We start from the raw sequence: 20,545 nt of genomic DNA, 5'->3' as shown, positions 1-20,545 counted from the left end.
GAGTGACGTACCGGATGGTGATGCGCGGAAGGGGCGCGGCACGAGCCTGCTGAGTTCAGCAGCCGCGCCGCGCCCCTCCCGGGACAACGATCACAGGACGGTGGTCGTGCCGCCTGCAGCCTCGATCTTCTGCTTGGCGGAGGCGGAGAACGCGTTCGCGCTCACCTGGACCTTCACCGAGATGTCGCCCTGGCCGAGGACCTTGACCGGGTGACCGTCACGGACGGCACCGCGGGCGATGAGGTCCTCGACGGTGACCTGGCCACCCTCGGGGAACAGCTCGCCCAGGCGGTCGAGGTTGACGACCTGGAACTCCACCTTGAACGGGTTCTTGAAGCCCTTGAGCTTCGGGAGCCGCATGTGGAGCGGCATCTGGCCACCCTCGAAGGCGGAGGGGACCTGGTAGCGAGCCTTGGTGCCCTTGGTACCGCGGCCCGCGGTCTTGCCCTTGGAGCCCTCACCGCGACCCACACGGGTCTTCGCGGTCTTGGCGCCCGGGGCGGGACGCAGGTGGTGCAGCTTGAGCGTCATGTCAGTCGACCTCCTCGACCGTCACCAGGTGACGGACGGTGTGGACCATGCCCCGGATCTCCGGGCGGTCCTCCTTGACGACCACGTCGCCAATCCGCTTGAGACCGAGCGTGCGCAGGGTCTCGCGCTGGTTGGCCTTGCAGCCGATCGTGGACTTCTTCTGCTGGACCTTCAGCTGCGCCATCAGGAGGACACCTCCTCGGAGACACCCGCCGGCACCTCGAGGCGAGCCCGGAGGAGCGCCGCCGGGGCGACGTCCTCGACCCGCAGCCCACGACGGGCCGCGACGGCCTCCGGCTGCTCGAGCATCCGCAGGGCCTCGACCGTCGCGTGGACGATGTTGATCTGGTTCGACGACCCGAGCGACTTGCTCAGGATGTCGTGGATGCCGGCGCACTCGAGGACCGCACGGACCGGGCCACCGGCGATGACGCCGGTACCGGGCGCGGCCGGACGCAGCATGACGACGCCAGCCGCCTTCTCGCCCTGGACCGGGTGCGGGATCGTGCCCTGGATGCGGGGGACGCGGAAGAAAGCCTTCTTCGCCTCCTCGACACCCTTGGCGATCGCCGCGGGCACCTCCTTGGCCTTGCCGTAGCCGACACCGACCAGACCCTCGCCGTCACCGACGATGACCAGGGCGGTGAAGCTGAAGCGACGGCCACCCTTCACGACCTTGGCGACACGGTTGATCGCAACGACGCGCTCGATGTAGGCGGTCTTGTCAGCAGCCTGGCCACCGCGACGGTCGTCGCGGTTGCCTCGGCGCTCGCCACCGCGCTGACTGCGCTGGGCTCCGCTCATGAGACTGTTCCTCTTCTCTCTCTTGCAGCTCTTGCGATCAGAAGGTCAGGCCGCCCTCGCGGGCGCCGTCGGCCAGGGCCGCGACGCGACCGTGGTACTTGTTCCCGGCGCGGTCGAAGACCACGCCGTCGATACCGGCAGCCTTGGCACGCTCGGCGACGAGCTCGCCGACGCGCTTGGCCTTGGCGGTCTTGTCACCCTCGAAGCCCCGCAGGTCCGACTCCATGGTGGAGGCGTACGCGAGGGTCTGGCCGACGCTGTCGTCCACGACCTGCACGGTGATGTGCTTCGCGGAACGGGTGACGACCAGGCGAGGGCGCTCGGCGGAGCCGGCGACCTTCTTGCGGCCACGGGCCTGACGACGCAGGCGCGACTTGACCCGGGCAGCCGTGTGCTTGTTGTTCTTGAGCGAGATGGCCATGGTCACTTACCAGCCTTTCCGACCTTGCGGCGGATCTGCTCGCCGGCGTAACGGACGCCCTTGCCCTTGTAGGGCTCGGGCTTGCGCAGCTTGCGGATCTTCGCGGCGGTCTCGCCGACGAGCTGCTTGTCGATGCCCTGGACGCCGAGGCGGGTCGGGCCCTCCACCGTGAACGTGATGCCCTCGGGGGCGTCGAACACGATCGGGTGCGAGTAGCCGAGCTGGAACTCCAGCTGGGTCGGACCCTTGGAGAGGACGCGGTAACCGACGCCCACGATCTCGAGCTTCTTCTCGTAGCCCTCGGTGACGCCGACGACCATGTTGTTGACCAGCGTGCGGGTCAGGCCGTGCAGCGACTTGCTGATGCGCTCGTCGTCGGGCCGCTTGACGTCCAGGACGCCCTCGCCCTGCTCGACGGTGATCGGCTCGGCGACGGTGTGGGACAGGGTGCCCTTGGGCCCCTTGACCGTCACGACCGGGCCGGTGATCGCCACGTCGACGCCGGACGGGACCGCGACGGGGAGCTTGCCAATACGCGACATGCTTCTAGTACTCCTTCGCAGTTCTCGTCGTCACCAGACGTAGGCGAGGACTTCCCCACCCACGCCCTTCTGGTTGGCCTGGCGGTCGGTCAGCAGGCCCTGGCTGGTCGAGATGATCGCGACACCCAGGCCGCCGAGCACCTTCGGGAGACCCGTGTGCTTGGCGTACACCCGAAGACCGGGCTTGCTGATGCGGCGGACGCCCGCGATGGAGCGCTCGCGGTTGCGGCCGTACTTGAGGGTGATGGTCAGCGTCTTGCCGACCTCGCCCTCGGTCGGCTCCTTCACCTCGAAGGAGGTGATGTAACCCTCCTGCTGGAGGATCTCCGCGACGCCCTGCTTGAGCTTGCTGTACGGCATGGACACCGCGTCGTGGTACGCCTGGTTGGCGTTGCGCAGACGAGTAAGCATGTCTGCGATCGGGTCAGTCATCGTCATGGCCGTGAGGCCCTTTCTCCACCGTGGTTTCGCACCTGCATCTCAGGTGCGACCTGCAGCGATCGTTGTAGAGGGTTGATTACCAGGAGGACTTGGTCACGCCGGGCAGCTCGCCACGGTGGGCCATCTCCCGCAGGCAGATCCGGCACAGGCCGAACTTGCGGTAGACGGCCTTCGGGCGGCCGCAGCGCTGGCAGCGGGTGTAGCCGCGCACAGCGAACTTCGGCTTGCGGGCGGCCTTGACCTTGAGGGCGGTCTTCGCCATGTCAGTTCTCCTTGAACGGGAAGCCGAGCTGCTTGAGCAGCGCCCGACCCTGGTCGTCGTTGGTGGCCGTGGTCACGATCGTGATGTCCATGCCGCGCGACCGGTCGATCCGGTCCTGGTCGATCTCGTGGAACATGACCTGCTCGGTCAGACCGAACGTGTAGTTGCCACGGCCGTCGAACTGCTTGGGCGAGAGGCCGCGGAAGTCGCGGATGCGGGGCAGCGCGAGCGACAGCAGCCGGTCGAGGAACTCCCACATGCGGTCGCCGCGCAGCGTGGTGTGCGCACCGATCGGCATGCCCTCGCGCAGCTTGAACTGCGCGATCGACTTGCGGGCCTTGGTGACGAGCGGCTTCTGGCCGGTGATCGCGGTGAGGTCCTTGACCGCACCCTCGATCAGCTTGGAGTCACGAGCCGCCTCGCCGACGCCCATGTTGACCACGATCTTCACCAGACCGGGGACCTGCATGACGTTGCCGATCTCGAACTCGCTCTGCAGCGCCGGGAGGATCTCCTCGCGGTACCGCGTCTTCAGCCGCGGGGTGGCCGCAGCGGAGGTCTGGGTCTCGGTCATCAGATTTCCTTGCCGGTCTTGCGCGAGATGCGGACGCTGCGCTCAGCCTGGTACGTCGAGCCGTCCGGGCGGCGCTTGGTGACCTCGTCGCGACGGAAGCCGACGCGCGTCACGCCGTCACCCTCGACGAGCATCACGTTGGAGACGTGGATCGGGGCCTCGGCGGTGATGATCCCGCCGGTGCTCGTGGTGCCACCCTGGTTGACGGCCTTGGTGTGCCGCTTCATCCGGTTGACGCCCTCGACGACCACCCGGTTCTCCTCACGGAGGACCTTGATGACCTTGCCCTCGGCACCCTTGTCCTTGCCTGCGATCACCTTGACGGTGTCGCCCTTCTTGATGTTCACGCTCTTCGCCATGACTCAGAGCACCTCCGGCGCGAGCGAGATGATCTTCATGAACTTCTTCTCGCGCAGCTCGCGGCCCACGGGGCCGAAAATGCGGGTGCCTCGCGGCTCGCCGTCGTTCTTGAGGATCACGGCGGCGTTCTCGTCGAAGCGGATGTACGAACCGTCGGCACGGCGGCGCTCCTTGACGGTGCGCACGACGACGGCCTTGACGACGTCACCCTTCTTGACGTTGCCACCGGGGATCGCGTCCTTCACGGTGGCGACGATGACGTCGCCGATACCGGCGTAGCGCCGACCCGAGCCACCGAGAACACGGATGCAGAGGATCTCCTTCGCACCGGTGTTGTCGGCGACCTTGAGTCGCGACTCCTGCTGGATCATCAGTTTCTCCTGGTTGTCGTGCCGGTTCTCGACGACTCACGGTCGTCGAGCCTGGCCGAACTTGTCGTGGACCTCCCGCCGGTGGGCGGGGAGGGTGCTACTTGGCCTTCTCGAGGATCTGGACGACGCGCCAGCGCTTGGTCGCCGACAGCGGGCGGGTCTCCATGAGGAGCACGCGGTCGCCGATGCCGCACTCGTTGGCCTCGTCGTGCGCCTTCAGCTTGCTCGTGCGGCGCATGACCTTGCCGTACAGGGCGTGCTTGACGCGGTCCTCGACGGACACGACCACGGTCTTGTCCATCTTGTCGCTGACGACCAGGCCCTCGCGGACCTTGCGGGAGCTGCGCTCCGCGGTCGGGGTCTGCTCGCTCATGCGGCACCATCCTCGTTGTCCGTACCCGGAGCGGTGCGGATGCCGAGCTCGCGCTCGCGCACCACGGTGTAGATCCGGGCGATGTCCTTCTTGACCGTGCGGAGCCGGCCGTGGCTCTCCAGCTGGCCGGTGGCCGCCTGGAACCGGAGGTTGAAGAGCTCCTCCTTGGCCTCGCGCAGCTTCGCCTCGAGGTCGACGTCGTTGAGCTCGTCGAGCTCGTGGGCCTTCGTACCGTTGGCCATCAGAATTCACCCGCCTCTCGCGAGATGAACCGGCACTTCATCGGGAGCTTGTGCATCGCGCGGCGCATGGCCTCGCGGGCGACGTCCTCGGTGACACCGGAGAGTTCGAACATGACGCGGCCGGGCTTGACGTTCGCCACCCACCACTCGGGAGAGCCCTTGCCGGAACCCATGCGGGTCTCGGCCGGCTTCTTGGTCAGCGGGCGGTCGGGGTAGATGTTGATCCACACCTTGCCGCCACGCTTGATGTGGCGCGTCATCGCGATACGCGCCGACTCGATCTGGCGGTTGGTCACGTAGTGACCCTCGACCGCCTGGATGCCGAAGTCACCGAACGCGAGCGTGGTGCCACCCTTGGCCATACCGGTCCGCTTGGGGTGGTGCTGCTTGCGGTGCTTGACACGACGGGGCATCAGCATGAGGTCAGCCCTCCTGGGTCTCTGCCGGGGTGGTGGCCTGGGCGGTGTCGCCGCCGGCCGGCGCCTCGGTCACGGCCGGGGCGTCGCCGCCGCGGTCGGAACGGGTGGGGCGGTCACCGCGCGAGCCACGGCTCGGGCGCTCGCCACCACGGGTCGGACGGCCACCGCGGCCGGGGACACCGGCGCGGGCAGCGGCCTGGGCCTGGCGCTCGGCACGGGTGCCGGCGACCTCGCCCTTGTAGATCCAGACCTTCACGCCGATGCGGCCGAAGGTCGTACGGGCCTCGTAGAAGCCGTAGTCGATGTCCGCACGCAGGGTGTGCAGCGGGACGCGACCCTCGCGGTAGAACTCGGTGCGCGACATCTCGGCGCCGTTGAGGCGGCCGGAGCACTGGATCCGGATGCCCTTGGCACCCGAGCGCATCGTCGTCTGCATCGCCTTGCGCATGGCGCGGCGGAACTGCACACGACCCGAGAGCTGCTCGGCGACGCCCTGGGCGACCAGCTGCGCGTCGACCTCGGGGCTCTTGACCTCGAGGATGTTCAGCTGGACCTGCTTGCCGGTCAGCTTCTCGAGCTCGCCGCGGATGCGGTCGGCCTCGGCGCCACGGCGACCGATGACGATGCCCGGACGCGCGGTGTGGATGTCCACCCGGACGCGGTCACGCGTGCGCTCGATCTCGACCTTGGAGATGCCGGCCCGCTCCATGCCCTTGGAGAGCAGCTTGCGGATCGCGACGTCCTCGCCGACGTAGGACTTGTACAGCTTGTCGGCGTACCACCGGGACTTGTGGTCGGTGGAGATGCCGAGGCGGAAGCCGTTCGGGTTGATCTTCTGGCCCATCAGGCACTCTTTCCGTTCTTCCGGGCGGTCTTCTTCGCCGCGACCACGCCAGCCGGCTGGACGACGAGCGTGATGTGGCTCGTGCGCTTGTTGATGCGCGTCGCACGACCCTGGGCGCGGGGGCGCCACCGCTTCATCGTCGGACCCTCGTCGACCTGCGCGACCGAGACGACCAGGTCGGCACGGTCCAGGCCCTCGGTGGTCTCGGCGTTGGCGATCGCGCTCTCGAGGACCTTGTAGACGGTCTCGGAGGCGGCCTGCGGAGCGAACTGCAGCAGGGCCAGGGCCTCGTCGACACCCATGCCGCGGACCATGTCCACGACGCGGCGTGCCTTCATCGGCGTGATCCGCGTGAAGCGGGCGCTGGCGAAGGCGCCCGGCTGGTCGCCGAGGAGCGACTCGCGGCGCGCGCTCGTGCGCTGACGTTCGGTGACACTCATCGACGGCGTCCCTTCCGGTCTTCCTTGACGTGCCCGCGGTAGGTGCGGGTGGGGGCGAACTCGCCGAGCTTGTGGCCGACCATCGAGTCGGTCACGAAGACCGGCACGTGCTTGCGGCCGTCGTGGACGGCGATCGTGTGGCCGATCATCGCCGGGACGATCATCGAGCGGCGCGACCAGGTCTTGATGACGTTGTGGCTGCCCTTGTCGTTCTCGGCGTCCACCTTCTTCATCAGGTGGTCGTCGACGAAGGGGCCCTTCTTCAGGCTGCGAGGCATGTCAGTTACTTCCTACCCTTGCCGGACTTGCGGCGACGAATGATCTGGGAGTCGGAGGCCTTGCGCTTGCGCGTACGACCCTCCGGCTTGCCCCACGGGGACACCGGGTGACGACCACCCGAGGTCTTGCCCTCGCCACCACCGTGCGGGTGGTCGACCGGGTTCATGACGACACCGCGGACGGTCGGGCGCTTGCCCTTCCAGCGCATGCGGCCGGCCTTGCCCCAGTTGATGTTCGACTGCTCGGCGTTGCCGACCTCGCCGACCGTCGCGCGGCAGCGGACGTCGACGAAGCGCATCTCGCCCGAGGGCATGCGCAGCGTGGCGCGGCTGCCCTCACGGGCGACCAGCTGGGCGCTGTTGCCGGCGGAGCGGGCGATCTTCGCGCCGCCGCCCGGGCGGAGCTCGACGCAGTGGATCGTCGAGCCGACCGGGATGTTGCGCAGCGGCAGGTTGTTGCCGGGCTTGATGTCGGCGTTCGGGCCGGACTCGACCGCGGTGCCCTGCGTCAGGCCCTTGGGCGCCACGATGTAGCGCTTCTCGCCGTCGGCGTAGTGCAGCAGCGCGATGCGCGCCGTGCGGTTCGGGTCGTACTCGATGTGCGCGACCTTGGCGGGGACGCCGTCCTTGTCGTAGCGACGGAAGTCGATGATGCGGTACGCACGCTTGTGACCGCCGCCCTGGTGCCGGGTGGTGATCCGGCCCTGGTTGTTGCGGCCGCCCTTCTTGGGCAGCGGACGCGTCAGCGACTTCTCCGGCGTCGTCCGGGTGATCTCGACGAAGTCGGCGACCGACGAGCCACGACGGCCCGGGGTGGTCGGCTTGTACTTGCGGATAGCCATTTAGCTCAGTCCTCTAGTCCTGGGTGCCCGGTCAGGAGACCGGACCTCCGAAGATGTCGATGCGGTGGCCCTCGGCGAGGCTGACGATCGCGCGCTTGGTGTCCTTGCGCTTGCCGATGCCCGTGCGGGTACGGCGCGTCTTGCCGGGGCGGTTGATCGTGTTCACGGAGGTGACCTTGACGCCGAAGACCTTCTCGACCGCGATCTTGATCTCGGTCTTGTTGGCGTCGGGGCGCACCAGGAACGTGTACTTGTTCGCGTCGAGGAGCCCATAGCTCTTCTCCGAGACGACCGGGGCGAGCAGGATGTCGCGGTGGTCCTTGTGCAGGGTGCTCACTGGGAGGCCTCCTCGGTCTGCGCGTCGTCGGCCGGGGCCTCGACGATGGTGGCCTTGCGCTCGGAGGCGCGGGCGGCACCGGTGACGAACGCGTCGTACGCGCCCTGGGTGAAGACCACGTCGTCGGACGCCAGCACGTCGTAGGTGTTGAGCTGGTCGACAGCGACGATGTGCACCTCGGGGGCGTTGCGCAGCGACAGCCAGGTGACGGTGTCGGTGCGCTCGAGCACCACGAGGAAGCGGTTGCGGTCGGACAGACCGGCGAGCGCGGCGATGGCGGCCTTGGTCGAGGGCGCGGTGCCCTCGACGAGACCCTCGACCACGTGGATCCGGTCGTTGCGCGCCCGGTCGGAGAGGGCACCGCGCAGGGCGGCGGCCTTCATCTTCTTGGGGGTGCGCTGGTCGTAGCTGCGCGGCTGCGGGCCGTGGACGGTGCCACCGCCGGCGAACTGCGGCGCGCGGGTCGAGCCCTGACGGGCGCGGCCGGTGCCCTTCTGCTTGTAGGGCTTGCGTCCACCACCGCGGACCTCGCCGCGGGTCTTGGTGGAGTGCGTGCCCTGACGGGCAGCGGCCTGCTGGGCGACGACGACCTGGTGGATCAGCGGGACGTTGACGGCAACGTCGAAGATCTCGGCAGGAAGGTCGACCTTGACGGTCTTGGCGGCCATGCTCACGCCTCCTTGCCAGTAGAAACGGACTTGGCGGACGTGCGGAGGACCACGAGGCCGCCCTTGGGGCCGGGGACGGCGCCCTTGAGCAGGATCAGGCCCTTCTCCACGTCGACGGCGTGGACGGTCACGCCCTGGGTGGTGACGGTGTCGTTACCCATGCGGCCCGACATCCGGGTGCCCTTGAACACGTGGCCCGGGGTGGCGCAGGCGCCGATCGAGCCGGGCTTGCGGTGGTTGCGGTGCGCACCGTGCGAGGCGGAGACACCGGAGAAGCCGTGGCGCTTCATGGTTCCGGCGAAGCCCTTGCCCTTGCTGGTGCCCGTCACGTCGATCTCCTCGCCGGCGGCGAAGGTGTCGACGGAGAGCTCCTGGCCCACGGTGTACGCCGTGGCGTCGGCCGTGCGGATCTCCAGCAGGTGGCGGCGGGGGGTGGTGCCGGCCTTGGCGAAGTGCCCGGCCTGCGGCTTGGTGACCTTGCGGCCCTCGATCTCGCCGAACCCGACCTGGACGGCGTTGTAGCCGTCGGTCTCGGGCGTGCGGACCTGGGTGACCACGTTGGTGGCCGCGGCGACCACGGTCACGGGGACGACGCGGTTGTTCTCGTCCCAGAGCTGGGTCATGCCGAGCTTGGTGCCCAGCAGGCCCTTCACGTTGCGTTCGATAGTCATCTCGTCAGACCTCAGAGCTTGATCTCGATGTCGACGCCGGCCGGGAGGTCGAGCCGCATGAGCGAGTCGACGGTCTTCGGCGTGGGGTCGATGATGTCGATGAGGCGCTTGTGGGTGCGCATCTCGAAGTGCTCGCGGGAGTCCTTGTACTTGTGGGGCGAGCGGATGACGACGAAGACGTTCTTCTCCGTCGGCAGCGGCACCGGGCCGGCCACGCGGGCGCCCGTGCGGGTCACCGTGTCAACGATCTTCCGCGCCGAGGTGTCGATCACCTCGTGGTCATAGGCCTTGAGCCTGATGCGGATCTTCTGTCCCGCCATAGGTCTCTCTCGTCCTTACTTCTCATCTGCCGCGTGCATGTCCCGGGACGTCCCCCGGTTTGGGTCTGTCCCGCCCTGGCCCCACCACCCGAACCCCCGACCCCCGCGGTCGGGCGTGTCGCGACCTCTGGACGTGACACAGGACCGGGATCCTGCTGGGTTCTTGCGCTGGCGCCCGACGGTTCGTCGGGCTGATCGGGTCTCCTGGTCCAGCGCGGCGCACAGCCGACCACCGAACTCGTTCCAGGCCCGGCGGACCGGGGGCGGGAGACGCGATTCAGAAGTCAAGATGTGCGGCGCGCCCCGGCGACCCGCCGGAGCAACCGGACCATCTTGGCAGAGATCAGGACCGGGACCAAATCCGTCGGCACTACCCCGGCCCGCCGGCCGCGCGACGTACGACACGCCGCTCAGGTGCGGCGGTAGCAGAAGTCGGTGATCGTGCGCCCGGCCTCGGTCCCCTTGCGCTCGAACCGGGTGACCGGCCGCTCGGCCCAGCGCTCGACGACGCCGCCCTCGAGCGCCGGCTCCGCGTCGAGCACCTCCTGCATCTGCTCGGCGTAGTCCGCCCAGTCGGTCGCGAGCCGCCACACCGCGCCCGGCCGCAGCCGGCTCGCCGCGAGCCGCGCGAAGTCCGGGGAGACCAGGCGCCGCTTGTGGTGGCGGGTCTTGCGCCACGGGTCGGGGAAGAACGTCCACAGCTCCTCGACCTCCCCCTCCCCCAGCAGGTGCTCCATCGACCAGACCGCGTCGACGCCGCAGAGGCGCACGTTCTCCGCGCCGGCCTCGGCGAGCTTCCACAGCGTGTCGGCGACGCCGGGGCGCCAGACCTCGAAGGCCAGCACGTCGTACGTCGGTCGCGTCGCCGCCAGCGCGGCCGTCGCCTCGCCGACCCCCGAGCCGATCTCGACCACCAGTGGCGCGCGCCGCCCGAACCACTGCTCGAGGGAGAACCCGGGCCGGTCGACGGCCTCGTCCGGGATGACCCACGCCTCCTGGTGCGCGGCCCACGCCTCGGCCTGCCGCGGGGTGAACCGGCTGCCCCGGCGCGAGTAGCTGAGCACCTCACGCATCCGCCGACCGTCCTCGGTCAGCTTGTGGTGCGGGCGGGCGGGGGTGACGGGGCGCTCCATGGGACCTTTCCTCGGGAATGCAGATCGGCCCCGGACCACAGGGGTCCGGGGCCGATCTGGTGTGTCAGGTGCGGTCAGCGACCGCGGGGATCACTTGGTGATCTTGGTGACCCGGCCGGCGCCGACGGTGCGGCCACCCTCACGGATCGCGAACCGCAGACCCTCGTCCATCGCGATGGGCTGGATGAGCTCGACCGACATCTCGGTGTTGTCACCCGGCATGACCATCTCGGTGCCCTCGGGGAGGGTCACCACGCCGGTCACGTCCGTCGTGCGGAAGTAGAACTGCGGGCGGTAGTTGTTGAAGAACGGCGTGTGGCGGCCGCCCTCCTCCTTCGAGAGGATGTAGACCGAGGCCTCGAAGTTGGTGTGCGGGGTCGTGGTGCCCGGCTTGATGACGACCATGCCGCGCTCGACGTCCTCGCGCTTGGTGCCACGGAGGAGCAGACCGACGTTCTCACCGGCCTGGCCCTCGTCGAGCAGCTTGCGGAACATCTCGACGCCGGTGACCGTGGACTTCATCGAGCCCTCGCGGATGCCGACGATCTCGACCTCCTCGTTCACCTTGACGATGCCGCGCTCGATGCGACCGGTGATGACGGTGCCACGACCGGTGATCGTGAAGACGTCCTCGACGGGCATGAGGAACGGCTTGTCGGTCTCACGCTCGGGGGTCGGGATGTAGTCGTCGACCGCCTGCATGAGCTCGGCGATCGAGTCGCCCCACTTGGCGTCGCCCTGCAGGGCCGGGAACGCCGCGACGCGAACGACCGGGATGTCGTCGCCCGGGAACTCGTACTCGCTGAGGAGCTCGCGCACCTCCATCTCGACGAGCTCGATGAGCTCCTCGTCGTCGACCATGTCGCACTTGTTGAGCGCGACCACCAGGGCGGGGACGCCGACCTGGCGCGCGAGCAGCACGTGCTCGCGGGTCTGCGGCATCGGGCCGTCGGTGGCGGCGACCACGAGGATCGCGCCGTCCATCTGGGCCGCGCCGGTGATCATGTTCTTGATGTAGTCAGCGTGACCCGGGCAGTCGACGTGCGCGTAGTGACGCGACTCGGTCTGGTACTCGACGTGCGCGATCGAGATCGTGATGCCGCGCTGACGCTCCTCGGGAGCCTTGTCGATGTCCTCGAACGCCGAGGCGGCGTTCAGGTCCGGGTGCTTGTCGTGCAGGACCTTGGTGATCGCCGCGGTCAGCGTGGTCTTGCCGTGGTCGATGTGACCGATCGTGCCGATGTTGACGTGCGGCTTGGTCCGCTCGAACTTCGCCTTAGCCACGGTGGGCTCCTCCTGGTGTGGTTGTTACCTGACTCGTACTAGCTGGGTGGTGCCGAGGGTCCGGTCCCCCGAACAAGGATGTTCAGCGGACCGGCGAGGATCACTCGCCGCGGACCTTCTTGATGATCTCGTCGGCGATGTTCGTGGGAACCTCGGCGTACGAGTCGAACTCCATCGAGTACGACGCCTGCCCGGAGGTCTTGGACCTCAGGTCGCCAACGTACCCGAACATCTCGGAGAGCGGCACGAGGGCGTTGACGACGATGTCGCCGTGACGCTCCTCCTGCGCTCGGATCTGGCCCCGTCGGCTGTTGATGTCGCCGATGACCGTGCCGAGGAAGCTCTCCGGCGTGGTCACCTCCACGGCGAACATCGGCTCGAGCAGGACCGGCTTCGCCATGCGGGCGGCCTCCTTGAAGGCCTGGTTGCCGGCGATCTTGAACGCGAGCTCGGAGGAGTCGACGTCGTGGTAGGCGCCGTCCTCGAGCGAGAACTTCACGTCGACCATGGGGAAGCCGGCGAGGATGCCGAACTCCATGGCCTCCTGGCCACCCTGGTCGACCGAGGGGATGTACTCCTTCGGCACGCGTCCACCGGACACGTTGTTCACGAACTCGTAGCCCGCACCGGTACCGGTCTCGGGGTCGATGTTCGGGCCGAGGGAGACGACGACCTTCGCGAACTGACCCGAACCACCGGTCTGCTTCTTGTGGGTGTAGCTGTGGTTCGTGACCTCCTTGCGGAGGGTCTCGCGGTAGGCCACCTGCGGCTTGCCGACGGTCGCCTCGACGCGGAACTCGCGCTTCATCCGGTCGACGAGGATCTCCAGGTGGAGCTCGCCCATGCCGGCGATGATCGTCTGGCCGGTCTCCTCGTCGGTCTTGACCGTGAAGGTCGGGTCCTCGTCGGAGAGGCGCTGGATCGCGAGACCCAGCTTCTCCTGGTCGGACTTGGTCTTGGGCTCGATCGCGACCTCGATCACCGGGGCCGGGAAGGTCATCGACTCGAGCACGACCTGGTTCTGCGGGTCGCAGAGGGTGTGACCGGTCTTGGTGTCCTTCAGGCCCATGACGGCGACGATCTGGCCGGCGCCGACCGACGCGATCTCCTCACGCTTGTTCGCGTGCATCTGGTAGACCTTGCCGATCCGCTCCTTCTTGCCGTTGACCGAGTTGACCACGGTCGAGCCGGCCTCGAGCTTGCCCGAGTAGACGCGGACGTAGATCAGCTTGCCCAGGTGCGGGTCGGAGGCGATCTTGTAGGCGAGGCCGGAGAACGGCTCGTCGTCGGAGGGCTTCCGCGCGATCTCGACGGCCTCGTCCTTCGGCGAGTGGCCGATGATGGCCTCGATGTCGAGCGGCGAGGGCAGGTACTTGACGACCGCGTCGAGCAGGGGCTGCACGCCCTTGTTCTTGAACGCGGTGCCGCACAGGACCGGGTTGACCTTGTCGGCCAGGGTCGCGCGGCGGATCGCGGCCTCGAGCTCCTCGACGGAGAGGTCCTCGCCCTCGAGGTACTTCTCCATGATGGCGTCATCGGCCTCGGAGAGGGTCTCGAGGAACTTCTCGCGGTACTCGGCGGCCTGCTCGGCCATGTCCGCGGGGATCTCCTCGACCGAGTAGTCCTCACCCATCTTGGTCTCGCCGCGCCAGGTCAGGGCACGCATGCCGACCAGGTCGACGACGCCGAGGAAGTCGCTCTCGGCACCGATGGGGAGCTGCAGGACCAGCGGGGTGGAGTTGAGGCGCTCGACCATCATGTCGACGCAGCGGAAGAAGTCCGCACCGGTGCGGTCGAGCTTGTTGACGAAGCACATGCGGGGGACGGAGTACTTGTTGGCCTGGCGCCACACCGTCATCGTCTGCGGCTCGACACCGGCGACACCGTCGAACACCGCGACGGCGCCGTCGAGGACGCGCAGCGATCGCTCGACCTCGGCCGTGAAGTCCACGTGGCCGGGGGTGTCGATGATGTTGATCTGGTGGTTCTTCCACCAGCAGGTCGTCGCGGCGGACGTGATGGTGATGCCGCGCTCCTGCTCCTGCTCCATCCAGTCCATCGTGGCCGCGCCCTCGTGGACCTCACCGATCTTGTAGGTGATGCCGGTGTAGAACAGGATGCGCTCGGTGGTGGTGGTCTTGCCGGCGTCGATGTGCGCCATGATGCCGATGTTGCGGACCGTGTTGAGGTCCGTGGTGATGTCGACTGCCACGTTAGTCAGCGTCCCTTGAAAGAAGTGGGTGGTTGCGGGTGGAGCGGGGGCGACCTGCGCCGCCCCCGCCCGAGGTCACCAGCGGTAGTGCGCGAAGGCCTTGTTCGACTCGGCCATCTTGTGGGTGTCCTCACGCTTCTTCACCGCGGCACCGAGGCCGTTGGACGCGTCGAGGATCTCGTTCATCAGGCGCTCGGACATCGTCTTCTCGCGACGGTCCTGCGCGTAGCCGACGAGCCAGCGCAGCGCGAGCGTGGTGCCGCGCGTGCCCTTGACCTCGATCGGGACCTGGTAGGTCGCACCGCCGACGCGGCGGGACTTGACCTCGATGGCCGGCTTGACGTTGTCCATCGCACGCTTGAGCGTCACGACGGGGTCGGTGCCGGTCTTCTCGCGGCAGCCCTCGAGCGCGGAGTAGACGATGCGCTGGGCGACCTGCTTCTTGCCGTCCTGCAGCACCTTGGAGACGAGCTGGGAGACCAGCTGCGAACCGTAGACCGGGTCGACGTCGATCGGCCGCTTCGGGGCCGGACCCTTGCGCGGCATGTCAGCTCTTCTCCTTCTTCGCGCCGTAACGGCTGCGAGCCTGCTTGCGGTTCTTCACGCCCTGGGTGTCGAGCGTGCCGCGGATGATCTTGTAGCGGACACCGGGGAGGTCCTTCACCCGGCCGCCGCGCACGAGCACGATCGAGTGCTCCTGGAGGTTGTGGCCCACACCCGGGATGTACGCCGTGACCTCGACGCCGCTGGACAGGCGCACGCGGGCGACCTTGCGGAGGGCGGAGTTCGGCTTCTTCGGGGTGGTGGTGTAGACGCGCGTGCAGACGCCTCGGCGCTGCGGCGAGCCCTTCAGGGCAGGCGTCTTGTTCTTCGACACCTTGTCCTGGCGGCCCTTGCGGACCAGCTGCTGAATGGTGGGCACCGGGTGGTTCCCCTTCTTTGTCGGCTCTCAGTACGCGGCACGGTGCTGCGCACGATGTCCTGCTGGTGTGCCGGGTGGTGCTCCCAACCGGCGCTGCTCGCCCCCGAGGTCGGGCGTGTCGCCCGACACGGCGCCACCACCGGGGCGGTGGCGAGGCTTGCGTGCTCCAAGTGCGACGGTCCGTTCCCGCCGACTACTTCTGCGCACGCGCAACGGCCTGGTTGTCCCAGACACGAGGACCGAGGTTACCCGGCGCCCCTACGGGGGTCAAAACGCGCGAGAGGCCGCCCGAGCGGGCCAGGTACCACGCCACCGCCAGGGCCACGCCGACCAGGGTGATCGCCCCTCCGCCCACGAGGGTCCAGCGGGCACCGAAGGTCTCCCCCACCCAGCCCACGACGGGCGCGCCGAGCGGGGTCCCGCCCATGAAGATCATCAGGTAGAGGGCCATCACGCGGCCCCGCAGCGCGGGCGCGGTGGAGACCTGCATGAGGGTGTTGGCGGCGGTGATCATGGTGAGCGCGGACAGGCCCAGGGCGGGCATCCACACCGCGAACGCGACGTACGTCGGCAGCAGCCCGGCGACGACCTCGGCGACGCCGAAGACCACCGCCGCACCGACCACCAGCCGCAGCCGCACCACCGGGCGGCGGGCCGCGAGCAGCGCGCCGGTCAGCGAGCCGACGGCCATGAAGGTGCCGAGCAGCCCGTACTCCGTCGCGCCCTTGCCGAAGACGTCGGTGGCCATCAGGGCCGAGGTCATCTGGAAGTTCAGGCCGAAGGTGCCCACGACGAAGACCACGACCAGCACCAGGACCAGGTCGGGCCGCCCGGCGACGTACCGCACCCCCTCGCGGATCATCCCGGGGTGCCGGCGCTGGGTGGGAGCGGGCGTGAGGCGGCTGGCGTCCATGCCGCGCAGCGCCAGGATCGGCGCGAGGTAGGTGACCGCGTTGACCATGATCACCCAGCCGGTCGCCTCGGTGCCGCCGCCCAGCGCGCCGATCAGCACGCCGGCGATCGCCGGGCCGACGATGCGGGCGGCGTTGAACGAGGCGGAGTTGAGGCCCACGGCGTTGGTCAGGTCGTCGGCGGTGACGATCTCGCTGACGAACGACTGGCGCGCCGGGGCGTCCATCGCGGTGCCGATGCCGAAGACCAGGGCGAGGACGTAGACGTGCCAGACCTCGGCGACGCCGGTCGCGGCGAGGAGGCCGAGGAGGAACGCCGGCACCGCCATCATCACCTGGGTGACCTGCAGCAGCTGGCGCTTGGGGAAGCGGTCGGCGACGACGCCGGCGAAGGGCGAGAGGAGCAGGGCGGGCAGGAACTGCAGACCTGTCGTGATGCCGACGGCGGTGCCGCCGTTCACGGCGAGGTGCAGCACCAGCCAGTCCTGGGCCACGCGCTGCATCCAGGTGCCGGTGTTGGAGACGACGGCACCGGCGGCGTACCGGCGGTAGTTGGGGTTGGCGAGGGAGCGGAAGGTGGGGCTCAAGCGTTGGCCAGTCTTTCCAGGATCGGGGCGGCCCGGCGCAGGACCGCTCGTTCGTCGGGGGTCAGCTCGCGCAGCCGCCGGGTCAGCCACTCGTCGCGGCGGCGGCGGTCGGCGAGCACGGTGGCGCGACCGGTGTCGGACAGCTCCACGACGACCTGGCGGCCGTCGGACTCGTGCGGGCGGCGGGTGACGTACCCACCCTGCTCGAGGCCGTTGACCGTCCGGGTCATGCTCGGCGGCTGGACCCGCTCCGCGGCGGCGAGCTCGCCGACGGTGAGCCCGCCGTGGCGGAAGAGGCAGCCGAGGACGCCCATGTGGGCGATGGACAGCTCGTTGTCGGGGTGGCGCTCGCTCGCGAGCCGCCGGCGCAGCCGCATGACGGACAACCGGAGCTCCGACGCCAGTCCGGCGTCGGTGCGGGCGATCTTCTCCACGGTGGGCATGTCGTTAGCGTAACTCATTACCCTTGCTAACTATTCCGACGAGGAGAGGCCCTCCCCCGGTGACGGGGAAGGGCCTCTGCGACGGGGTCCGGTCCGGCGACCGGCGGCGGTCAGGTGAGCCAGTCGGTGAGCGGGTCGATCGCGAAGTACACGACGAAGAGCACCCCGACCAGCGCCATCAGCGGGTGGATCTCCCGCGCCTTGCCGACGACCAGCTTGATCAGCAGGTAGGCGAGGAAGCCACCGCCGATGCCGGCGGTGATCGAGTAGGTGAACGGCATCAGCACGATGGTCAGGAACGCCGGGATGGCGATCTCCAAGTCGTGCCAGCTGATCTCGGTGACCTGCTGCATCATCAGGAAGCCGACGAGGACCAGCGCGGGGACCGCCGCCTCGGACGGGATCGCCTCGACGATCGGCGTGAAGAACGTCGCGAGCAGGAACAGCACTCCGGTCACGATCGAGGACAGCCCGGTGCGCGCGCCCTCGCCGACGCCGGAGGCCGACTCGATGTAGGAGGTGTTCGACGAGACGCCGCCGGCGCCGCCCGCGATCGCCGCGACCGAGTCGACGACGAGGATCCGCTCGGCGTGCGGCGGGACGCCCTCGGCGTCGTTGAGCCCGGCCTCCGCGCCGATCGCGGTCATCGTGCCCATGGTGTCGAAGAAGTCGGCGAGCATGAGCGAGAAGACCAGCAGCAGCGCCGCGACGATCCCGATGGAGTCGAAGGCGCCGAAGAGCGAGAACTCCCCCAGGGTGCCGAAGTCGGGGACGTCGACGAACCCGTCGAAGGACGGCACGGTCAGCGACCACCCACCCGGGTTGTCGGCGCTGCGCCCGCCGAGGTCGAGGACGGCGTCGAGCACGACCGCCACGACCGTCGCCACGACGATCGTGATCAGGATGGCGCCCTTCACGCGACGTACCCACAGGGCGATCAGCAGCAGCAGGCCGGCCGCGAAGACCAGCACCGGCCAGCCCTCGAGCCGCCCGCTGGTGCCGAGCTGGACCGGGACCGTCGACTGTGCGACGTCCGGGATCCGGCTGACGAAGCCCGAGTCGACGAAGCCGATGAGTGCGATGAACAGGCCGATGCCGACCGAGATGGCGACCTTCAGCTGGGTCGGGACGGCGTGGAAGACCGCGGTGCGGAAGCCGGTCAGCACCAGCACGAGGATCACGATGCCCTCGAGGACGACCAGGCCCATGGCGTCGGCCCAGGTCGACTGGGCCGCGATGGAGACCGCGACGAAGGCGTTCAGGCCCAGGCCCGCGGCGAGCGCCAACGGGAAGTTGGCCACCGCGCCCATCAGGATCGTCAGCACGCCGGCGACCAGTGCGGTGCCGGCGGCGATGGCGGGGAGGTTGGGACCGTCGGCGCCGCCGGCGAGGAAGTTGCCCTCGGAGTCCTGGACGTAACCGAGGATGAGGGGGTTCAGGACGATGATGTAGGCCATCGTCAGGAAGGTCACGACGCCGCCGCGGACCTCCTGGCCGATCGTCGAACCACGCTCGCTGACGCGGAAGTAGGAGTCGATGCTCACGGGCGGTCAGCATGTCAGACCCGGCGGCCCCCGGAGTACCTTGTCTCGCGTGGAGCTCCGCGACGACCAGCCGACGCAGCACGAGTTCGGCAGCCGGACCTTCCACGTCGCCGACGTCGAGCCGCTGGACGTCGACGGCGTCCGCACGGTCGAGGTCGGCGTCGCGCTCTGGCTCGTCGGGTTCCTCGCGCTGCTGCCCTTCTACGGCCGCCTCGCCGACGACGGCCGCACCTGGTGGCTGTGGACCTGCCTGGCCGGCTTCGGGCTCGGCCTGTTCGGGCTGGAGTACTGCCGTCGCCGCCGCAGGGCCCGCGTCGCCCGCGACGAGCAGCGGGATGGCTGAGCCCGTCCGGCGGGTCGCCGACGGGGACCCGCCGCCGACCAGGTGGGCTCTGGCGGGCTCCGCCCGGGGCGGGTACGCCGAGAACTTCGCGCGCCTGGTGGAGGCCGGCGCAGACGTGGACGGCGAGGCGCGGCTGGCCGACGCCCTGCTCCCCCGCGGCGCCCGCGTGCTCGACGTCGGCTCCGGGATGGGCCGGGTGGCCGCGGCCCTCGCCGACCGCGGGCACGACGTGCTCGCGGTGGAGCCCGACCAGGACCTGGTGGCCCAGTCGCGGCGCACCTATCCCGCGCTGGAAGTCGTCGAGGCCGACGTCCTGGCCCTCTCCCCCGCCGACGTCGGCACGTTCGACCTGGTCGTGTGCGTCGGCAACGTGCTGGTCTTCCTCGCCGAGGGCACCGAGCGGCGCGTCCTCGCGCACCTGCGCTCGCTGCTGGCCCCGGGTGGCCGCGTGCTCGCCGGGTTCCACCTGAGCGGCGCCCCGGCGGCCGCACGCCGCTGGTCCGCCGCGGACTTCACCGCGGACGCCGCGGCGGAGGGGCTCCGCGTCGACCTGCGCGCCGGCAGCTACGAGCTGCACCCGCCGGACGACTCCTACGCCGTCTGGCTGCTCTCAGCCGCCGACTGACCCCCGAGGGTCAGAAGCGCTCGAGGTCGTCGAGGGTGATCGTGTCGATCACGGGCTCGGGGAGCGGCTGCGGCTCGTGCTTCTTGGCCAGCCGGACCTCGGAGTGGGCACCGCAGCCGTGGTCGAAGGACACGACCCGGCCGTCGTCGTTGGCGTCGCCGTTGGCGCAGACGCCGAACAGCTCCGAGAGCGGGCCGTTGATGCGCAGCAGGAAGCCGCAGGTGGTGCACGGCTCGGGCGCGGCCTGGGCCAGCGGCGAGGACGGGCCCTGGTCGCCGTCGTACCACCGCTGCGCGGCGGCCTCGCGACCCTCCGGCGAGAGCGTCCGGACCCGGCCGAGGCCGAGGTCCTGGGCGACCTGGCGCACCTGGGCGCGGTCGTCGGCGTCGAGCGGGTCGTCGCCGTAGGAGTACGTCGGCACGAGGCGCGGGTCGTCGTCCTCGACGGGCAGCAGGTCGCCGGGGCCGAGGTCGCCGGGCTTGATCCGCTCGCGGTAGGGCACCCACGGCGGGGCGACGATCGCGTCGTCGCCGGGCATCAGCACGACCTCGTCGACCGTCACGTTCTTCTGGCGGGGCGCCCGGGCCACGGTCACCGACCAGTGCCAGCCGCGGTAGCCCGCGCGCTCGCAGGCGAACAGGTGGGTGACCAGCCGCTCGCCCTCGACGACGTGGCCGAGGTGCTCGCCGACGTCGGCGGGGCCGACCTCGTCCACGAGGGCGGCGCGGGCGACGTCGACCGCCGCCACGGCGGCGGAGTCGGGCTTGGCGCGCACGAGAGTCGTCACGGACCAGAGTGTGA

32 protein-coding genes are annotated in these 20,545 nt (G+C 69.4%); 2 read left to right on the top strand and 30 right to left on the bottom strand.

The window, feature by feature from the left end; translation table 11 throughout:
• Positions 1 to 90: 90 nt before the first annotated feature.
• The 29 genes from rplO to AB0N29_RS12465 all read right to left on the bottom strand — a co-directional run bounded on the left by rplO (position 91) and on the right by AB0N29_RS12465 (position 18,776).
• Positions 91 to 531, bottom strand: coding sequence for a 50S ribosomal protein L15 (gene rplO / locus AB0N29_RS12605; RefSeq protein ID WP_302268075.1), 441 nt, complete (start codon positions 529 to 531; stop codon positions 91 to 93).
• A gap of 1 nt (position 532) precedes the next feature.
• Positions 533 to 715: a 50S ribosomal protein L30 gene (gene rpmD, locus AB0N29_RS12600; protein ID WP_165228353.1), complete on the bottom strand. Its 183-nt coding sequence runs from the start codon at positions 713 to 715 to the stop codon at positions 533 to 535.
• Positions 715 to 1,335 carry a 30S ribosomal protein S5 gene (gene rpsE / locus AB0N29_RS12595; RefSeq protein ID WP_302268076.1) on the bottom strand — a complete coding sequence of 207 codons (621 nt, stop codon included), beginning with the start codon at positions 1,333 to 1,335 and terminating at the stop codon, positions 715 to 717. Before rpsE ends, rpmD begins: the two co-directional genes overlap by 1 nt.
• A gap of 37 nt (positions 1,336 to 1,372) precedes the next feature.
• Positions 1,373 to 1,756, bottom strand: a complete 384-nt coding sequence (rplR, locus tag AB0N29_RS12590) for a 50S ribosomal protein L18 (protein ID WP_364867483.1) — start codon at positions 1,754 to 1,756, stop codon at positions 1,373 to 1,375.
• A gap of 2 nt (positions 1,757 to 1,758) precedes the next feature.
• The gene (gene rplF, locus AB0N29_RS12585; RefSeq protein WP_302268077.1) at positions 1,759 to 2,298 is read right to left on the bottom strand and encodes a 50S ribosomal protein L6; all 540 of its coding nucleotides are present in this window, start codon (positions 2,296 to 2,298) and stop codon (positions 1,759 to 1,761) included.
• Positions 2,299 to 2,328: 30 nt separating this feature from the next.
• Positions 2,329 to 2,736 carry a 30S ribosomal protein S8 gene (gene rpsH, locus AB0N29_RS12580; protein WP_166195670.1) on the bottom strand — a complete coding sequence of 136 codons (408 nt, stop codon included), beginning with the start codon at positions 2,734 to 2,736 and terminating at the stop codon, positions 2,329 to 2,331.
• 79 nt (positions 2,737 to 2,815) lie between these two features.
• Positions 2,816 to 3,001 (bottom strand): type Z 30S ribosomal protein S14, encoded by a 186-nt coding sequence (locus tag AB0N29_RS12575; RefSeq protein ID WP_011757321.1) that lies wholly within the window; start codon positions 2,999 to 3,001, stop codon positions 2,816 to 2,818.
• A gap of 1 nt (position 3,002) precedes the next feature.
• Complete coding sequence (gene rplE / locus AB0N29_RS12570) at positions 3,003 to 3,575, bottom strand: 50S ribosomal protein L5 (protein WP_302268079.1); 573 nt, start codon at positions 3,573 to 3,575, stop codon at positions 3,003 to 3,005.
• A complete protein-coding gene (gene rplX / locus AB0N29_RS12565) occupies positions 3,575 to 3,934 on the bottom strand; it encodes a 50S ribosomal protein L24 (RefSeq protein ID WP_302268080.1) in 360 nt (119 codons plus the stop codon). Before rplX ends, rplE begins: the two co-directional genes overlap by 1 nt.
• 3 nt (positions 3,935 to 3,937) lie before the next feature.
• Positions 3,938 to 4,306, bottom strand: coding sequence for a 50S ribosomal protein L14 (gene rplN, locus AB0N29_RS12560; RefSeq protein WP_116570784.1), 369 nt, complete (start codon positions 4,304 to 4,306; stop codon positions 3,938 to 3,940).
• Positions 4,307 to 4,403: 97 nt separating this feature from the next.
• The gene (rpsQ, locus tag AB0N29_RS12555) at positions 4,404 to 4,679 is read right to left on the bottom strand and encodes a 30S ribosomal protein S17 (RefSeq protein WP_166195674.1); all 276 of its coding nucleotides are present in this window, start codon (positions 4,677 to 4,679) and stop codon (positions 4,404 to 4,406) included.
• Positions 4,676 to 4,921, bottom strand: coding sequence for a 50S ribosomal protein L29 (gene rpmC / locus AB0N29_RS12550; RefSeq protein ID WP_302268082.1), 246 nt, complete (start codon positions 4,919 to 4,921; stop codon positions 4,676 to 4,678). Before rpmC ends, rpsQ begins: the two co-directional genes overlap by 4 nt.
• On the bottom strand, positions 4,921 to 5,340 hold the full coding sequence (gene rplP / locus AB0N29_RS12545) for a 50S ribosomal protein L16 (protein ID WP_302268083.1): 420 nt from the start codon (positions 5,338 to 5,340) through the stop codon (positions 4,921 to 4,923). Before rplP ends, rpmC begins: the two co-directional genes overlap by 1 nt.
• Positions 5,341 to 5,344: 4 nt before the next feature.
• Complete coding sequence (gene rpsC / locus AB0N29_RS12540; RefSeq protein WP_166195678.1) at positions 5,345 to 6,184, bottom strand: 30S ribosomal protein S3; 840 nt, start codon at positions 6,182 to 6,184, stop codon at positions 5,345 to 5,347.
• The gene (gene rplV, locus AB0N29_RS12535) at positions 6,184 to 6,624 is read right to left on the bottom strand and encodes a 50S ribosomal protein L22 (protein WP_302268084.1); all 441 of its coding nucleotides are present in this window, start codon (positions 6,622 to 6,624) and stop codon (positions 6,184 to 6,186) included. The genes rpsC and rplV overlap by 1 nt, the downstream gene beginning before the upstream one ends.
• Positions 6,621 to 6,902, bottom strand: coding sequence for a 30S ribosomal protein S19 (rpsS, locus tag AB0N29_RS12530; protein ID WP_110182960.1), 282 nt, complete (start codon positions 6,900 to 6,902; stop codon positions 6,621 to 6,623). The genes rplV and rpsS overlap by 4 nt, the downstream gene beginning before the upstream one ends.
• Before the next feature lie 5 nt (positions 6,903 to 6,907).
• Positions 6,908 to 7,744, bottom strand: a complete 837-nt coding sequence (rplB, locus tag AB0N29_RS12525) for a 50S ribosomal protein L2 (RefSeq protein WP_302268086.1) — start codon at positions 7,742 to 7,744, stop codon at positions 6,908 to 6,910.
• 31 nt (positions 7,745 to 7,775) lie between these two features.
• Positions 7,776 to 8,081, bottom strand: a complete 306-nt coding sequence (gene rplW, locus AB0N29_RS12520) for a 50S ribosomal protein L23 (RefSeq protein WP_302268087.1) — start codon at positions 8,079 to 8,081, stop codon at positions 7,776 to 7,778.
• Positions 8,078 to 8,749, bottom strand: a complete 672-nt coding sequence (gene rplD / locus AB0N29_RS12515; RefSeq protein ID WP_302268088.1) for a 50S ribosomal protein L4 — start codon at positions 8,747 to 8,749, stop codon at positions 8,078 to 8,080. Before rplD ends, rplW begins: the two co-directional genes overlap by 4 nt.
• Positions 8,750 to 8,751: 2 nt before the next feature.
• Positions 8,752 to 9,420, bottom strand: a complete 669-nt coding sequence (gene rplC / locus AB0N29_RS12510; protein ID WP_302268089.1) for a 50S ribosomal protein L3 — start codon at positions 9,418 to 9,420, stop codon at positions 8,752 to 8,754.
• Positions 9,421 to 9,431: 11 nt separating this feature from the next.
• Positions 9,432 to 9,740, bottom strand: a complete 309-nt coding sequence (rpsJ, locus tag AB0N29_RS12505) for a 30S ribosomal protein S10 (protein WP_154615492.1) — start codon at positions 9,738 to 9,740, stop codon at positions 9,432 to 9,434.
• 410 nt (positions 9,741 to 10,150) lie between these two features.
• Positions 10,151 to 10,873 (bottom strand): tRNA (guanosine(46)-N7)-methyltransferase TrmB, encoded by a 723-nt coding sequence (trmB, locus tag AB0N29_RS12500; protein WP_302268090.1) that lies wholly within the window; start codon positions 10,871 to 10,873, stop codon positions 10,151 to 10,153.
• 90 nt (positions 10,874 to 10,963) lie between these two features.
• Complete coding sequence (tuf, locus tag AB0N29_RS12495) at positions 10,964 to 12,157, bottom strand: elongation factor Tu (RefSeq protein ID WP_300952933.1); 1,194 nt, start codon at positions 12,155 to 12,157, stop codon at positions 10,964 to 10,966.
• A gap of 100 nt (positions 12,158 to 12,257) precedes the next feature.
• Entirely contained in the window at positions 12,258 to 14,369 is a 2,112-nt protein-coding gene (fusA, locus tag AB0N29_RS12490; RefSeq protein WP_302268094.1) for an elongation factor G, read from the bottom strand.
• Positions 14,370 to 14,444: 75 nt separating this feature from the next.
• Positions 14,445 to 14,915, bottom strand: coding sequence for a 30S ribosomal protein S7 (gene rpsG / locus AB0N29_RS12485; protein WP_300952935.1), 471 nt, complete (start codon positions 14,913 to 14,915; stop codon positions 14,445 to 14,447).
• A 1-nt stretch (position 14,916) separates the two neighbouring features.
• On the bottom strand, positions 14,917 to 15,291 hold the full coding sequence (rpsL, locus tag AB0N29_RS12480; protein ID WP_011757353.1) for a 30S ribosomal protein S12: 375 nt from the start codon (positions 15,289 to 15,291) through the stop codon (positions 14,917 to 14,919).
• Positions 15,292 to 15,484: 193 nt separating this feature from the next.
• Positions 15,485 to 16,789 (bottom strand): MFS transporter, encoded by a 1,305-nt coding sequence (locus tag AB0N29_RS12475; protein WP_302268095.1) that lies wholly within the window; start codon positions 16,787 to 16,789, stop codon positions 15,485 to 15,487.
• Positions 16,786 to 17,232, bottom strand: a complete 447-nt coding sequence (locus AB0N29_RS12470; protein ID WP_302268097.1) for a MarR family transcriptional regulator — start codon at positions 17,230 to 17,232, stop codon at positions 16,786 to 16,788. Before AB0N29_RS12470 ends, AB0N29_RS12475 begins: the two co-directional genes overlap by 4 nt.
• A gap of 110 nt (positions 17,233 to 17,342) precedes the next feature.
• Positions 17,343 to 18,776, bottom strand: a complete 1,434-nt coding sequence (locus tag AB0N29_RS12465; protein ID WP_302268098.1) for an NCS2 family permease — start codon at positions 18,774 to 18,776, stop codon at positions 17,343 to 17,345.
• Positions 18,777 to 18,825: 49 nt separating this feature from the next.
• Here AB0N29_RS12465 and AB0N29_RS12460 point away from each other — a divergent pair, with 49 nt between their 5' ends.
• Positions 18,826 to 19,119, top strand: coding sequence for a DUF2530 domain-containing protein (locus AB0N29_RS12460; protein WP_302268100.1), 294 nt, complete (start codon positions 18,826 to 18,828; stop codon positions 19,117 to 19,119).
• Entirely contained in the window at positions 19,112 to 19,744 is a 633-nt protein-coding gene (locus AB0N29_RS12455) for a class I SAM-dependent methyltransferase (protein WP_302268101.1), read from the top strand. The genes AB0N29_RS12460 and AB0N29_RS12455 overlap by 8 nt, the downstream gene beginning before the upstream one ends.
• A 10-nt stretch (positions 19,745 to 19,754) precedes the next feature.
• On the opposite strand, the gene AB0N29_RS12450 is transcribed toward AB0N29_RS12455, so the two are convergent.
• Complete coding sequence (locus AB0N29_RS12450; protein ID WP_302268102.1) at positions 19,755 to 20,531, bottom strand: DUF3027 domain-containing protein; 777 nt, start codon at positions 20,529 to 20,531, stop codon at positions 19,755 to 19,757.
• Positions 20,532 to 20,545 lie beyond the last annotated feature (14 nt).

The sequence above is a fragment of the Nocardioides sp. NPDC092400 genome (assembly GCF_040684155.1).
In the GTDB taxonomy this organism is placed as follows: Bacteria; Actinomycetota; Actinomycetes; order Propionibacteriales; family Nocardioidaceae; genus Nocardioides.
The sequence above is the reverse complement of the archived record's forward strand: the minus strand, read 5'-3'. Positions and strand labels throughout refer to the sequence as shown.

Excerpts from the sequence above, each read along its gene's own strand:
- rpmD (WP_165228353.1), bottom strand. The coding sequence starts at position 715 with ATGGCGCAGCTGAAGGTCCAGCAGAAGAAGTCCACGATCGGCTGCAAG.
- rpsH (WP_166195670.1), bottom strand. The coding sequence starts at position 2,736 with ATGACGATGACTGACCCGATCGCAGACATGCTTACTCGTCTGCGCAAC.
- rplB (WP_302268086.1), bottom strand. The coding sequence starts at position 7,744 with ATGGCTATCCGCAAGTACAAGCCGACCACCCCGGGCCGTCGTGGCTCG.
- rpsJ (WP_154615492.1), bottom strand. The coding sequence starts at position 9,740 with ATGGCGGGACAGAAGATCCGCATCAGGCTCAAGGCCTATGACCACGAG.
- rplF (WP_302268077.1), bottom strand. The coding sequence starts at position 2,298 with ATGTCGCGTATTGGCAAGCTCCCCGTCGCGGTCCCGTCCGGCGTCGAC.
- AB0N29_RS12470 (WP_302268097.1), bottom strand. The coding sequence starts at position 17,232 with ATGCCCACCGTGGAGAAGATCGCCCGCACCGACGCCGGACTGGCGTCG.
- rplP (WP_302268083.1), bottom strand. The coding sequence starts at position 5,340 with ATGCTGATGCCCCGTCGTGTCAAGCACCGCAAGCAGCACCACCCCAAG.
- rpsE (WP_302268076.1), bottom strand. The coding sequence starts at position 1,335 with ATGAGCGGAGCCCAGCGCAGTCAGCGCGGTGGCGAGCGCCGAGGCAAC.
- rpsC (WP_166195678.1), bottom strand. The coding sequence starts at position 6,184 with ATGGGCCAGAAGATCAACCCGAACGGCTTCCGCCTCGGCATCTCCACC.
- rpsQ (WP_166195674.1), bottom strand. The coding sequence starts at position 4,679 with ATGAGCGAGCAGACCCCGACCGCGGAGCGCAGCTCCCGCAAGGTCCGC.
- AB0N29_RS12575 (WP_011757321.1), bottom strand. The coding sequence starts at position 3,001 with ATGGCGAAGACCGCCCTCAAGGTCAAGGCCGCCCGCAAGCCGAAGTTC.
- rplR (WP_364867483.1), bottom strand. The coding sequence starts at position 1,756 with ATGGCCATCTCGCTCAAGAACAACAAGCACACGGCTGCCCGGGTCAAG.
- rplE (WP_302268079.1), bottom strand. The coding sequence starts at position 3,575 with ATGACCGAGACCCAGACCTCCGCTGCGGCCACCCCGCGGCTGAAGACG.
- AB0N29_RS12455 (WP_302268101.1), top strand. The coding sequence starts at position 19,112 with ATGGCTGAGCCCGTCCGGCGGGTCGCCGACGGGGACCCGCCGCCGACC.
- rplV (WP_302268084.1), bottom strand. The coding sequence starts at position 6,624 with ATGAGTGTCACCGAACGTCAGCGCACGAGCGCGCGCCGCGAGTCGCTC.
- trmB (WP_302268090.1), bottom strand. The coding sequence starts at position 10,873 with ATGGAGCGCCCCGTCACCCCCGCCCGCCCGCACCACAAGCTGACCGAG.
- rplX (WP_302268080.1), bottom strand. The coding sequence starts at position 3,934 with ATGGCGAAGAGCGTGAACATCAAGAAGGGCGACACCGTCAAGGTGATC.
- rpsG (WP_300952935.1), bottom strand. The coding sequence starts at position 14,915 with ATGCCGCGCAAGGGTCCGGCCCCGAAGCGGCCGATCGACGTCGACCCG.
- rplD (WP_302268088.1), bottom strand. The coding sequence starts at position 8,749 with ATGGCCGCCAAGACCGTCAAGGTCGACCTTCCTGCCGAGATCTTCGAC.
- rpsS (WP_110182960.1), bottom strand. The coding sequence starts at position 6,902 with ATGCCTCGCAGCCTGAAGAAGGGCCCCTTCGTCGACGACCACCTGATG.
- rplO (WP_302268075.1), bottom strand. The coding sequence starts at position 531 with ATGACGCTCAAGCTGCACCACCTGCGTCCCGCCCCGGGCGCCAAGACC.
- rpmC (WP_302268082.1), bottom strand. The coding sequence starts at position 4,921 with ATGGCCAACGGTACGAAGGCCCACGAGCTCGACGAGCTCAACGACGTC.
- rplN (WP_116570784.1), bottom strand. The coding sequence starts at position 4,306 with ATGATCCAGCAGGAGTCGCGACTCAAGGTCGCCGACAACACCGGTGCG.
- rplC (WP_302268089.1), bottom strand. The coding sequence starts at position 9,420 with ATGACTATCGAACGCAACGTGAAGGGCCTGCTGGGCACCAAGCTCGGC.